The organism is Nocardia jinanensis (assembly GCF_014645735.1).
GTDB classification, from domain to species: domain Bacteria; phylum Actinomycetota; class Actinomycetes; order Mycobacteriales; family Mycobacteriaceae; genus Nocardia; species Nocardia jinanensis.
The window spans coordinates 1-12,923 of record NZ_BMMH01000027.1 but is presented as its reverse complement, the minus strand read 5'-3'; the positions used below and the strand labels follow the sequence as shown (position 1 = coordinate 12,923).

Sequence of the window (12,923 nt, the reverse complement as noted above, 5' to 3'; positions counted from 1 at the left end):
GATCGAACTCCGTGCTGGTACCGATCCCGCTCGAAACCCTACGCAACCTCGGAGTTTACTCACGGCTTCCGGATGCGCCCGGCCGGATGCCGGACGCCCTGGTGAGAACCGTCAGTGGGCCCCGAGTACGTCCAGGATCATCGGACGGGCGGTGGCGAGCGCCCGGCCCCAGTAGGGCCAGGTGTGGGTGCCGTCGACGATCTCGACGCGGGCCGGAATACCCAGCGCGGCGACCCGGTCGCGGAAGATTCCAGTGCCTACCGCGGCTGTTGCCTCCAAGCCCATCGCGTTCACCGTGTTGCCGACCCCGTACGGCAGGTCGAGAGCGCCGGGGGTGCCGTTACCGGCCGAGACATACATCGGCAGGCCGCGCAGCAGTTCGGCCTGCACGGTCGGATCGTTGCGGCTCCAGGCGAGGTCACCGACCGGGCCCCACATATCGTCCACGTTGAACCGGCCCTCGTCCCACATCGCCGCGCGGACCGCTTCGTTCCAGACCGGAAAGGTCGGGTTCAGGAATCCGGAGAACGATCCGGCGAATCGGAACTGGTCGCGGTGGTGCGCGGCCAGGGTCATGGCCGCCCCGCCGCCCATGGAGGCGCCCACGATGGCCTTGTTGGTACGCGACACCCCGTATCCGGCAAGGAAGTCGGGCAACTCACTGGTGAGGAAGGTTTCCCACTTGTAGGTGGTTTCCTGACCGTTGGTGCCGCTGGGACGGTACCAGTCGGTGTAGAAACTGGAACGGCCGCCGACCGGGAACACCAGTGTGACGTTGTCACCGGCGAACTGCCGCAGGGCGTCGGTATCGCTGGTCCACTGATTGTGATCGTGCGGTGCGCGGAGGCCGTCGAGAATATAGAGCGCCGAACTGCCACCGCGCGCCGCCCACTGCACCTGGATCTTGATCGGGCCCATACCGGATGGCACGAAGAGTTCTTCGTACCCACCCGCCGGGGACCGCAGCACCGGAGTGCCGACCGGCGCCGCGCTGACCACCGCCCCGCCCACACAGCTCGTCAGCACCATCGACGCAACAACCGCGGCGACTCTCCGTAACCGCTTCCGCACCACCCGCCGACTCCTCGCTCGCACCCGGTACTCCTCATCGGTCTCGGATTCTGGTCGGGTGAGCACGCTACCGAAGCAACCCGGATTCGCCTGTACGCCGCACAGGCATCGTGCGAGATTGTCCACTTTCGCGGGAAAAACGGCCGTTCGGAGCGTGCGCCTCGGGGCGCTCGGCGCTCGTCAGCGGACGGCGCGAGCCCAGATTCTGGTGGGTGCGCAACGCCCGGCTTCAGGGGCGGTGCATCCCGTCGCGGTCGTCTCGACGTACGGATTGAAGATCGTCCCGACGCACGCGGTGTACGTGGGGACGAAGAACGCGGGACGCACGCTGCGGGAGGGTTCGCGGCAGGAGAGTGCCGACGAGGTGCTGCGGACGACGTCGATATCCCCGGGTTACGTCCGTGCCGAACTCGTCGACCACGCGGTCGACGACCCGGACGGTATCCGCCGAGGGGTTGCCACGATGTTCCCGCTCCCGCGGCGGCCGGACCCGGCCGAGCCCTCGGGCCGGGCATCGTGCGGCCGTGAATCAGACTTTGCGGCACAGGGTTTCGGTGACGCTTGGTAGCATTCGAAGCGCTATCGGTCCACTGCATCGGCGGCAGACAAGGGACGATGATGGAAGTGGAGAACGTCCACCACTCGTACGGCAGGCGGTCGGTGCTGCGTGGTATCGACATCACGCTGCCCGTGGGGACGCTGACGGGCATCGTCGGTGAGAACGGGGTGGGGAAGTCGACGCTGTTGAAGGTCCTTTCCGGAGCGCTGCGACCGGACCGGGGAACCATCCGGCACCGTGGGCGGTTCGGTTACTGCCCGCAGCAGGTGGTACTGAACGACGCCTTCACGATCCGCCAGCACCTGGACTTCTTCGCCGCGGCCTATGCCGTTCCGGATCTGCGCCGGGCCGAGGAGACCATGGAGATCCTCAGGTTCGCCGAGTACGCCGATGAGCGGGTCGCGACGCTGAGCGGCGGCACCCGGCAGAAGCTCAACCTGACCTTGGCGGTGATGCACGACCCGCAGGTTCTGCTCCTCGACGAGCCTTATCAGGGTTTCGACTGGGAGACGTATCTGCGTTTCTGGGATCTGGTCACCGAGTTCCGTGACACCGGCCGATCGGTACTGATCGTCTCGCATCTGGCCCACGACACCGACAGACTGGATCAGGTGTGGCAGTTGCACGAGGGGGTCCTACGAGACAGACAAGAGAAGGCCGGATGAGCAACGGTGTTCGGCTGTTCCTGATCGCCACCCGCTACGGCCTGATCGAGCACGCACGTAACCGGTTCGCCATGCTGTTGGTGGCCGTTTTCGTCCCCGTACTGATCACCCTGGCGCGGGTGGCCGTCACCGATATCGAGGTGCCGTTCCGGCTTCGGGACACCGGTCTTGTGCTGCGTGCCGACGGCAATGAGCTCGCTCAGCTCAGCGCCGCCTTGATGGTGGTCTCACTGATCGTCGGATTCATGATGTTCGCGGCGACTTTCAGCAGTGGAGCGTTCGACAGGCGATTGTCGATGGCCGGGTATCCCCGGGTCGCGCTGGGTATGGCGAAGATCGCCTGCCTGGTGTCGGCCTCCGCGGTCGTCTGCGTGTACGCCACCGCGATCATCTGCTGCTATTGGTCGCCCAGGCAGCCGGTCCTGCTCGCCGCGGCGCTGTTCGCCGCCGCGATGACCTACGGTGCGCTGGGTGTCGCCCTCGGCGCGCTGCTGCGCCGCGAGGTGGAGGGGATGTTCGCCATCGCGATGATCAGCTGCGTCGACATGGCCGTGCAGAACCCCATCGCCAGCGCCGGGGCGGACAGTGATCTCGTGCGCTGGTTGCCCTCCTACGGGGCGATGCAGGCATCGAGCGCGGCCGGTTTCTCCGATGCCACACCGTTCGCGGGCTTCGCCGTGCAACTGACCTGGTTCGCCGCGAGCGCCCTCATCGGACTGGTCGCTTTTCATCTGCGCACCCGCTCGGCTCTTCGGCCTATCCCTCGGATCCGAATCCCCGGACCGCGCACCCTCGGGCCTCGTATCCCGGGAACGACCGAGGCCGGGCAGCCGGCGAAGCAATGAGGGCGCGTCCCGCCCGATCGTTACGGTGGATCGGGCGGGACTGCCGGCTGTGGGGGATTACAACGCGGTGGGAGCTGGTTCGGCGGCCCGGTGGTAGAGCTCACGGCGCAAGCGTTCCAAGTCCGGCGCCGGAGAAGCCGAAGCCGGCTCGTACCGATCGCTCTCACGTCCCCACAGCGCCACATTCGTGATGTTCGCGTACATCTGCGCGTAGTCCCTCCGCTTGCCCGGCAGGCCGGGAAGCACGCGGATGAGCCCGGGAATGTAGCGGATCACCGCCTCGAGCTGAGCGCGATGCTCCGTTACCTGGCGCTGCACCTGCTCGACGGCCTCGCTCCGGGTGCAGCCGGTCTCGTGCCGGACCGCCCGCACCAAGTTGTAGGGGACCCCGTCTGCCTCGTCCTGGTCCAACCCCACCAGGTCGTTCTCCACGAAGGTCACCCAGAAGGCGAGTTCCTCGAAGCGGCGGATCACGGGGTGGCTGCGCAGTCTCGACGGCAGTTCCCCGTCCTGGTACACCTCTATGCAGGCGAGGGCGACTTCGATCCCACTGGTCGTGATCCGCAGCGGCAGGTAGTCGGCCGTGCCGGGAATGTAGCCGTTTATGCGATGGTGCGCTTCGCGTTCGGCCGCTTCGAACCAATCCTCGAGGCCGTCGAGGAACCGCTCCCGCCAGCGGGCGCTCCGGCCCTCACGCAGCCGCGGCCACAGACTCTCCCAGGCCGTGGGGATCGCGCCGGGCCGGGCGGGCGTCGCCGGGGCCCGGCGCACCATCTCCACCATGCCGCGCCGCAGCGCTGTGACGGCCTCCGGGTCCTTCAGCTGCGGATCCTCGAAAAGGTCGTCCAATATCAGGGTCAGTACGGCCATACCGTAGGTCGTCTGTTCACGCGCGGCGGTCGCGGCCGGGGTCAAGGTCCCGGCCGGGAGCTGGATCGCTCCGGTCCACCGGTGGTAGCCGGCCTCGGCAGGAGTGAGAGCGAGCCCGGTGTCCACCAGCCAGTTCCGCAACCATTGCTCGACATGTGGCGGGAGCCCGGCTGCGCGGGATCGGGGTGGCTGTGTCGTACGTGGAGCCTCCACCGGCCCCGGAGTGCGCCGGTCGAGGATGGATCGGGCGTAGTCGATCATCGCATGGCGGACGCGTGGGTCGACGGGCACAGCGGCAAGCCGATCGGCGGCCCGGTCCATGAATTCACCCGCTGTCGTTCGTGCTTCGTCCACGGCGCCGGAGGCGATGACGAGCTCATGGGCCCGCGCCGCTTGCTCACGCGTCATCGCCCGCCGGAGCAGCCGGGCAAGATCGCCGTCACGGGCGGCCGCGCGGATCACCGGAAGCGTGTATATACCGTCGGGTAGATCCGCGTTGACGGGCTTGCCCATTTCTTCGACGGTCGAGGTCAGATCGAGGATGTCGTCGTACAGTTGGTAGGCCATCCCGAAGTGTCGGCCGAACAGGGCCAGCGCCTCTTCCGCGTCCTCGGCGCGGCCGGCCTGCATCGCGCCCACCCGGCAGGCCAACGACAGTACCGCCGCGGTCTTTCCGTCGATCGCGTCCAGGTAGGACTGCTCGCTGCGAGAGGTCACGTAGAGGTCGGCGGCCTCGATCACCATGCCCGCGCACATCTGCTCACCGGCGATCGCCCCCGCGAGAACTTCCCGTCGGCCGAGTTCGGCCAGCATGCGCACGCTCGTGAGCATCATGGAGTCCCCACCCAGTACCGCCATATGTGAACCCCACACCACGTTGGCGCTGGGGCGGCCGCGACGCTCGTACGCGTGATCGACGACGTCGTCGTGGTAGAGCGAGCCCAGATGCAGCATTTCGACGGCAGCGGCGGCGCGCACCACCCGATCGTCCGCGGGGGTCGCGGGATCGGTGAGCAGGTAATACGACAACAGGGTCAGTGTGGGCCGAACCAACCGGCGAGAGGTGCTCGGCCCCTCGTCCGTGAGGGCGGTCAGTTCAGACCTGCCCTCCAGCCGGACAGGTCCGAGAACGTCACGGACACGGTCCAAGTCCGCCTCCAGATGCGGGAAGACAGCTGAATCGATTCCACGTGGCATGAGGGCACCCCTGACTGGTTGCATCGGTCATCGGAAACACCGTCGATCAGTGGAATTTGACACCATCCGGACGCGGAAGATGTTGATATCGGCGAACTTCGATGCCGCCGCAGGATGGCCGTTGTCGAGCCGGCGGTTACACCCGCACGCTCGATTCGCGGAAAGGGTGGCGGCAGGAACGCATTACCGGTATTTCCTGAACGGCGCCGGGTGCGACACGGGCCGAGCCCCGGGTACCAGGACAGTCGTGTGCCATCGGTCTTCCTCCCACATGTGGTCCGGGAGGGCCTGGTGCGGGCGATAGCCGACAGGTGCGGCAAGGGCGATCACCAGCGTGGTGCGTTCGACCAGGCGACGTCGTCTACGGGTCATCGGACCGGATATCTCCAGCCTTCCCGGTCCGGGGCCTATCGTCGTGGGAACATCCACCGCCAGTGGCTCTTCCTTCCACGTGGTGGGGTGAGCGGAGCGCCGGGCCAGATAGGTGCGCGGCGCACTCTCGGTGCCGAACGAGAGCGCGGCCAGTGCCCGGTCGGCCCGGGGAAGACCGAAGAGATCCCAGAATCCTGCGGACAGCCACGAGTGGATCGGCAGCGCGATCGTCCGATCGTCCCGGACGATCACCGGAGAATCGATCTGTAGAAGGGTGATCTCGGTCGTGGACGTGCGCGTCCTCGAGCTCGACCGCTCGCCCGTGGTCATCAGGCGCCGGGGGGAACACCGGCGACGGTGCGGCCATAGGGGACGGCCTCGAGCAGCGTTACCCGGATTTCGGTGCCGTTGGGTATGCGGTAGGTGCGCTGTTCCCCGCGCCGTGCTCCGGTGAGCGCGGCGCCGAGTGGCGAGTCCGGCGAGTAGACCTCGAGATCGCCCTGTTCCCCGTCGCGGCTGCCGAGCAGGAATGTTTCGGTGTCGTCGGTGCCGTCGTAGCCCACGGTGAGCACCATGCCGGGCTCCGCGATCCCGTCGTCGGGTGGATCCTGCCCGACGACGGCGTTGCTCAACAGGTCCCGGATATGCGTGATCCGCGCCAGGCGCTGGTGTCGGGCGGTGACCCGATCATCGGGGTCGGAGTTCTCGGCACGACCGGTGGTATCGGCGGCGAGCAGGTCGGCCAGCTCGGTCCGGAGCTGATCGTGGGCATCCGGTGTCAGCCAGATGGGGGAGCTCGTGGTCATTTACGTCCTACAGGATCGATCGGGAAAGTGAGGTCGGCCGTCGGGGCGGCGGAGGGAGGGAGGAGCGCCGCCCCGACGGCGGAACTCCGTGGAGCCGGGAACTGACGACACCGACTCCACGGATGGGGGAAATAGTCGAGGACTCAGCCGGATGCCGGGCTCTCCACCCGAAACCGGCCTGCGCGTTCGCGGTCGAGCCGACTCGTTGCGCGCGCCATGCTCACCTCCACTGTCCGACGATGCGCTGTCACAGCCATGATGACTCGGGCGACGGCAGTACGCCTGTCCGTTCGTCACAGTTCCGACCGTCCGCGTTGTTCGGTTGCCACAACACCCGGATCAGTCGTTCTCGAAGGCAGCCAGATCGATCGTCATGGCCAGTCGAGTACGGGGGTCGTCGAGTGCGAGAACGGTCAGGTCGCGCATCTTCCGCAACCGATTACGCACGGTGTTGGGATGGACACCGAGCCGGGCGGCGGCATCGACCGGGTCGCCTTGTGCGTCGAGCCATGCGCGCAGCGTCGCGACGTAGTCCGTGGCGTGCTCGCTGTCGTATCGGCGCAATTCGGCGACCGGCCCGCGCGCCGGTATCCGCCCGGCCCGCGCCGCCGCCCGCAATCGTTGCAGCAGGATCTCACTCCAGGATTCGTCGTAGGCCGGAGACGGGATATCCGTTGTTCCTTGTTCGCGCAGCGCCAGGCACTCGTCTGCTTCCTGCCTGGAGGCGGGCAGATCGGTCGCTGTCGCGGGTCCACCGATACCGGCCGATACCGTCACCCGGGTGGGTAGCGCCGCCCGCAGCGCCGCTACCCAATCCCGGGCGGTGCGAACCTGCTCGCCGGGCAGGATCGTGTAGACGGTGTTGTCCGACAGCGCGCTGCGCCCCGGGCGCGACCAGCCGAAACCTTGGGTCGCCTGCTCGAAGGCCAGGAGTAGGCCGGCGTGTCGTTCCGTGGCGATCTGGGCGCGCACCGCGACCACTCGTAACGGTGCCGACCCCAACCCGAGCCGGCCGACCACGGTCGCGGCATCCGGGCTGCCCTCCAGCAGCCGGATCACCAGCTCGGATTCCACCTGACGCTCCAGATCCGCGCTCGCCCGGGATCGCAGTAGATGCAGGGCCACCGTCCGCGCGCCGTCGGCCAACGCGGTCCGCCGTACGCCCGTCAACGGCGCTGCGCAGGTCACCCATACCGACCCGAGCAGTTCCCGGCCCACGCGCACGGCGATCACCATTCGCCCGTCGAGCCCGTGCTCTGTATCCGGATCGACGAACAACGGCTCGTCGGAACTTGCCAGATGTGCGTAGACGCCACGCGAATCGAAAAGGGTCCGCAAGGTCGCGGGCAGCTGCCGGCGCAGCACCGTCTCCGACAGTGCTCGGTCGGCTCCCCGCTGCGGGGTGGAATGAGCCATCACGCGGAACACGGGATCCTCGATGGCCACTGCGCCGTCGACCGCGGCCGCCAAGCTGTCGGCCAATGCGAAAAGATCCGTCGGACCGCGTCCGGACGCCGTTTCCCGACCCTCCAGGACCAAACCGAACACCACGCCGGTGACCTGACTCCACGACACCGCGGGATCGACCACCAACACCGCGACCCCGTCGCCGGGCCCGATCCCGGCCGCTTCTCGTTCGGCATCGGCGCCGCCACGGACGAGCACGGCGACGGCTTTCGCGGCCCGCGCCCCGGCCACCGCTTCGCGCACGGAGCCGGCGCCTACGGCGAGGAAGATATCGCCGGTAGCGTCCTCCGACCCGGTCGCGTCGTACATCGCGACGCTGCGGATCACAGTCGCTCGTGACACCGGGCAGTAGCGCAACCGCACTCCGTACCCGCCCAGCACGTTCACGAGATGGTCCAACCGCACCATGAACGACTCCTGTCCACATCGGTCCAGCCACCGTAGCCGCCCTCACCCGCAGCTTCGTCCGTGGGCGAACCGCGCTTCGGCGTAGTCGCACGTCGGCCGGCTCTCGGTGGTGGCCCGGCGACTGGTTCCGACTGTCCAGCGCCTGCGGAACTTGCGGCCATGCCGCTGTCGAGGCGATCGCCGATCGATCCCGTCGACCCCGCCAACTGCGGTATCCCGTTCGGAGATGCCCTGGGCGGGGCCGGCCCACCTCTCGGATCACATGAGCGAACGCAGGATCGGTACGGTGGCACGTGCGCTGAGGCCGGGCATCTAGCGGCGGTATACGGCTGCCGGGTGATCAGACGACAGCAGCGGGCCGCCGCCTCCGACGTCGAACGCCGTGGGGCGAAGGTTTCTTCTCGCCGGGATCACAATTCGGTCGGCCCGCATACATTCACCTCATGGCCTCCTACTTTGGGATAGCGTCACCACAGTGACATCTCCGGCGCGGCGCCTCGCCCAGCTGGCCGGTCGTAATCTGGCTCATGCGGCCCAGCGGGCGATCCGGGACACGGATGGGCGGATGCGCACGATGGTCGGAACGCTGCGGAGAGGGGCCGACGAAGTCGAAAACGCCGCTCGCCGGGGCAAGAAGGAGATCGAAGGTGTAAGTGTCATCCGGCGACCCGATCACCGCGGTGGGGGTGCCGATCGTCGGCGCAGCGGCGGGAAAACCTTCGCGGCGAGTACGCGTTCGACTGCGGCACAACAGATCGATCGGTCACTGGCCAAGCTTGCCGATGATGTGTACCTCCCGGCCCGGCCCGGCCATCGTATCGACGGATTCGTCCGGCTCGAGAGTAGGGAGTTGGAGAGTGTCGGGATACCCCCGGGCGCGCTGAACGATGCACGCAGCGGTCTCACCAGCGCCATATACCGAGCTGATGACGGACGGTACGTGCTGGCATTCGCGGGTACCTACCGAACCAGCCTGCGAAGTTGGCAGACCAATTTTGCTCAGGGCATGGGACTACCGGCGCGCCAGTACGTCATGGCCGGGCGCCTCGGCAAGCTGGCTCGCGTCGCTTTCGGCGATGACCTGGTGATCACCGGTCATTCGCTCGGGGGCGGTCTGGCGACGACTGCGGCGCTCAAATCGGGTGCGCCGGCGGTGACATTCAACGGTGTGGGCCTGTCCGATCAGACGATCCGTGGGCTGGGCCTCGAACCCGTGGCCGCGAGGGACTACGCGGCGGCGGGTAATGTGCGCGCCTATATGGTCGCCGGAGATCCGTTGACGGCAATACAGGAGGCGCACCGCGTGCACCGTTCGGTGATCGGCGGGGTCGCCGGCGGTCTCGTGGGGTCCTCGCTCGGCGGCGCGGTCGGCACTGCGATCGGCGGTCAGACAGGCCGGATAGCCGGGGTTGTGGCCGGACGTTCCGTCGGCGGTTTCGTCGGTGCGGCGATGGGCGGTGCAGCGGGCGCCACCGGCATTGCGGGTGGGCTCGCCAAGGTGGCGCCCGCGCTCGGCGCGAGAATAGATCTGCCCGACCCGTTCCCGGCCGAATACGGTGGCGGGCGGTTGTCCCGCGCGATCGATCTACACGAATTGCCGGGCGTCCAGCTGGCCTTGGACCAGGCGCGACCCTGGTCCGGTCCGCCGGGTAGCTGAGGACTCGAACAATTCCGGATGAAGGGAACACCCGGGCGATGGCGACACCGTTCGACGGAACTGCCGACCAGGACGCTGCCGCGGCGATCGCGGCTCGTGACGACGCACACCTGGCCCGGCTGCTCACGCTCCGTATCGAGCCGGATGCCGCCGGTGCGGAGGGGATCACGCTGCTGCATTGGGCGGTTCTCAATGGAGCCGACAGCGCCTGCGGCGCACTGCTCGACGCCGGCGCCGATCCACTGCGCCCCGACGACGACGGCGACACCCCACTGCACTGTGCGGCGATGGCCGACGATCCCGCGTGCCTGACGATACTGCTCGGACGGCAGGTGGACCCCGATGCGATCAACCCGCATACCGGTCGCACGCCACTACTCGAGGCGGTACTCCACCAACGGCATTCGAATGCTCGCGCCCTCTTGGCCGCTGCCGCGAACCCGAATATCGCCGATCGCTGCGGCGAGACCCCCCTGCACGTCGCCGCGGAGCTCGACGAGCACACCACCGTCCTCGACCTGTTACAGGCAGGCGCCGACCCCGTGGCCGAAAACGCACAGGGCGTCACCTTCCAGCGTTACCTGTTCATGACGCCGTCCATGCTGCGGCCGGCGCCCGCGCGCGCAGTGATCGAGCAGATCGCCGCCTGGCTCCGCGATAACGGTATTCCGCTCGAGAACGGGTGAGCGGAGCAAGCGTACCGGTGGGGGCGGCCGAGCTCTCATATGCAGTGCACCCCCGGACATTCGGCTTCGAGCGCGGTCGGGCCCGGCTGGATGGAAGGTAGGCCAGGGACCGAGCAGCGGCCGCTACCGGACTCGCGGCCGCCCCGCCCACTGGGCGCGGGCGATCGCATCGCTTCGGTGGGCGTCCGCACCGTGACGCAGTGCTCACCACGATTCCGTCGCGGTGGAGTGGCGGCGCAGTATTCCGGCGGACTCTGCCGCACGCAGCCAGTCCGGGAACTCGTGGAGAAGCCGGTTGTAGAGGTCGGCATCGGTCAGGGTGTCGATATCGTCGACGGAGAAGAAACCCGCGTTGTCGACGTGACGCCCGGTCATGGTGTCCAGATCGTGCAGGAGCCCGTAGTCGGCGTGGCCGAGGCCGATGAACTGCCAGAACGCGGGAAGTGTGGACGCTTCCCGCATGAGTGCGGCGATTTTCGCTTTTCGGCGGAACCCGCCGTCGGTGAAGAACAGGACCAGAGTCGGTTCGTTGTGGCGGTTCACCGAGACGATGATTTCGCGCATGACGGGAATCTCGTTGTTGGAGCCGCCGATCTCCGCGTAGTCGATACCGCCGTGGCGGCCACGGAGATGCAGGTATTCGGCGGACCATTCATCGACCCGGTCCACGGTGACATCGGGCAGTCTGGCGTAGTCGGCGGCGTAGAGGTAGGGCTCGATGCGGCCGTCGTCGTCGAGCTGTATCGCGACCGGGATCATGCGTTCGACAACGCGCCGGACGGTTCCGGCGCTGTAGAGGCGGTTCACCCGAGGGACAATCGTCGCGACCGCGCGGTTCGTTGCCGACCGGAGTACGCGATGGACGGCGGGTCGGACCCGGCCGCGCCGCCCATCCGGCCTCAGCGGCTCAAACGCTGGAACCGATGCACCGCCCCAGCGGTGCGAACACGAGTGTCGGCACCGCGGGCCACACTACGGCCATGAGCACGGCGTGCTGTTCGATCTTCGACGGCGGCGAAGACATCGCGTTCGACCCGGGCGTAGGCGGCCACTCGATCGAACCACGCCGCCAGCGCGTCCAGCGGCTGGTGGGTTTCCAGTAGGTGCGGAGCCGCGGTGACCAGTTCGTCCACCTCGCGGTGGTACACCTCGGCGAGGAGATCCTCGCGGGTCGGGAAGTGCCGGTACAGCGTGCTCGCGACGTCGTGGCACCCGGTCGCTTCCTGGCGATCACGCACGGCGCCGATACCAGCCATCCGGAGATCATCGAGCGCACCACCGAGGACGCGCGGAACAGCTCCAGGTCCGATACCGATCACGCGAACAGGTGACCTCGATGCTGGACGGTTTCGAGAACACCGACCCCGGCGTGGCCCCGCTGCAGCAGTGGGTGGTTCGGTGACGACCTCCCGGAAACCGAGCTGGTGCTCTTCCGGGCCGTCGGCCGGAAGAACTGAACCGGCCCGGGCCGCGTCCGCGACGGTCGGTGTCCGGTGTGTTCCCCGTGCCGGTAGATCCGAGCCGGGTAGGTCGGCCACTGTGGAGAGGCGCGGTGGGGTCAGTGCGCGGTGTCGAGCTCCCGGACCACCTCTACGCTGAGGAAGTCCGGCGCTCTGATCACCCTGCGCAGCACGAACCGGATGAACGGTGGCATCGCGCCGGCGGTCTCGTCGTGGTAGACGCGCGGTGCGCCGACCGCGTAGCGCCGCCGGCGGGTTTCCAGTTCGCAGCCGTCGGCGGTGAGGACGTTCTTCACCCAGTCCGATTCGGCCCCATAGGTCAACGCGATCACGTAGCCGTCCGCGCGGCGGAAAGCCCAGAGCGGGGTGCGGAAGACGCGACCCGATTTCCGGCCGCGATGCACCACGACAGCCCAACCCGGGGCCCAGGGGGCGATGAACCCGGTGACTTTGTTGAGCCCGGCCCGGTTGGCGCGGGCGACCCATCGTGGTGCCGGCATCGAAAACTCCTCGCTCGTGGAATTTCTTTCCTCAGGCTATCCCCGCGATGCCGTTTCGCCACGCTACAGCTCGACGACCCGTACCGCGCCGATTGTCAGCGCTCGTCCCGGGGCGCTTCGCTAACGCCTGGAGGCGAAGGAACGTGGCGACCACTGATCCCCGGAACTGCCGTGATCAGTGATCCCGGCGGTCTGCGCCGAGGATGCCGGTTCGTGTCCCGGATTGGAAGGCTTGTGTATAGCGCTGAGCGAGAACAGAATTGGATGCGATAGGTCCATGGGCCCGATCCGCTCGAGGAGCTTCCCAATGAAGATGTCAAGCCCGGGAGATGAGTCCCGGTGATGAGATCAGGCTGCGGC

General features: G+C 67.7%; 13 protein-coding genes. 5 read left to right on the top strand and 8 right to left on the bottom strand.

Annotated features, from left to right (window positions below):
- Positions 1–111 precede the first annotated feature (111 nt).
- Positions 112–1,095: an alpha/beta hydrolase gene (locus IEY68_RS31585; RefSeq protein WP_063000590.1), complete on the bottom strand. Its 984-nt coding sequence runs from the start codon at positions 1,093–1,095 to the stop codon at positions 112–114.
- Between the two features lie 94 nt (positions 1,096–1,189).
- Between IEY68_RS31585 and IEY68_RS37230 the strand changes: the two genes are divergently transcribed.
- Genes IEY68_RS37230 through IEY68_RS31570 form a run of 3 tightly spaced genes read left to right on the top strand, consistent with a single transcriptional unit; the run spans position 1,190 to position 3,140 of the window.
- Entirely contained in the window at positions 1,190–1,639 is a 450-nt protein-coding gene (locus IEY68_RS37230; protein ID WP_373293042.1) for an SDR family oxidoreductase, read from the top strand.
- Between the two features lie 47 nt (positions 1,640–1,686).
- Positions 1,687–2,295 carry an ABC transporter ATP-binding protein gene (locus tag IEY68_RS31575; protein WP_229719160.1) on the top strand — a complete coding sequence of 203 codons (609 nt, stop codon included), beginning with the start codon at positions 1,687–1,689 and terminating at the stop codon, positions 2,293–2,295.
- Positions 2,292–3,140: an ABC transporter permease gene (locus IEY68_RS31570; RefSeq protein ID WP_063000569.1), complete on the top strand. Its 849-nt coding sequence runs from the start codon at positions 2,292–2,294 to the stop codon at positions 3,138–3,140. Before IEY68_RS31575 ends, IEY68_RS31570 begins: the two co-directional genes overlap by 4 nt.
- 57 nt (positions 3,141–3,197) lie before the next feature.
- Here the strand turns inward: IEY68_RS31570 and IEY68_RS31565 are convergent, their stop codons facing one another.
- The 4 genes from IEY68_RS31565 to IEY68_RS31550 form a co-directional block, all read right to left on the bottom strand.
- Complete coding sequence (locus tag IEY68_RS31565) at positions 3,198–5,207, bottom strand: polyprenyl synthetase family protein (RefSeq protein WP_063000571.1); 2,010 nt, start codon at positions 5,205–5,207, stop codon at positions 3,198–3,200.
- A 183-nt stretch (positions 5,208–5,390) separates the two neighbouring features.
- A complete protein-coding gene (locus IEY68_RS31560) occupies positions 5,391–5,909 on the bottom strand; it encodes a hypothetical protein (RefSeq protein WP_063000573.1) in 519 nt (172 codons plus the stop codon).
- Positions 5,909–6,385, bottom strand: coding sequence for a GreA/GreB family elongation factor (locus IEY68_RS31555; protein ID WP_063000575.1), 477 nt, complete (start codon positions 6,383–6,385; stop codon positions 5,909–5,911). The genes IEY68_RS31560 and IEY68_RS31555 overlap by 1 nt, the downstream gene beginning before the upstream one ends.
- 339 nt (positions 6,386–6,724) lie before the next feature.
- Complete coding sequence (locus IEY68_RS31550) at positions 6,725–8,260, bottom strand: PucR family transcriptional regulator (RefSeq protein WP_063000578.1); 1,536 nt, start codon at positions 8,258–8,260, stop codon at positions 6,725–6,727.
- A gap of 475 nt (positions 8,261–8,735) precedes the next feature.
- Here IEY68_RS31550 and IEY68_RS31545 point away from each other — a divergent pair, with 475 nt between their 5' ends.
- Complete coding sequence (locus IEY68_RS31545) at positions 8,736–9,917, top strand: Tle-like phospholipase domain-containing protein (protein ID WP_189094606.1); 1,182 nt, start codon at positions 8,736–8,738, stop codon at positions 9,915–9,917.
- Positions 9,918–9,955: 38 nt separating this feature from the next.
- A complete protein-coding gene (locus IEY68_RS31540) occupies positions 9,956–10,603 on the top strand; it encodes an ankyrin repeat domain-containing protein (RefSeq protein ID WP_063000582.1) in 648 nt (215 codons plus the stop codon).
- A gap of 204 nt (positions 10,604–10,807) precedes the next feature.
- Here the strand turns inward: IEY68_RS31540 and IEY68_RS31535 are convergent, their stop codons facing one another.
- The 3 genes from IEY68_RS31535 to IEY68_RS31520 all read right to left on the bottom strand — a co-directional run bounded on the left by IEY68_RS31535 (position 10,808) and on the right by IEY68_RS31520 (position 12,563).
- Positions 10,808–11,410, bottom strand: a complete 603-nt coding sequence (locus tag IEY68_RS31535; protein ID WP_063000584.1) for a vWA domain-containing protein — start codon at positions 11,408–11,410, stop codon at positions 10,808–10,810.
- A 92-nt stretch (positions 11,411–11,502) separates the two neighbouring features.
- On the bottom strand, positions 11,503–11,859 hold the full coding sequence (locus tag IEY68_RS36550; protein ID WP_229719159.1) for a TetR/AcrR family transcriptional regulator: 357 nt from the start codon (positions 11,857–11,859) through the stop codon (positions 11,503–11,505).
- Positions 11,860–12,161: 302 nt separating this feature from the next.
- On the bottom strand, positions 12,162–12,563 hold the full coding sequence (locus IEY68_RS31520; RefSeq protein WP_063000586.1) for a nitroreductase family deazaflavin-dependent oxidoreductase: 402 nt from the start codon (positions 12,561–12,563) through the stop codon (positions 12,162–12,164).
- Between the last annotated feature and the right edge of the window lie 360 nt (positions 12,564–12,923).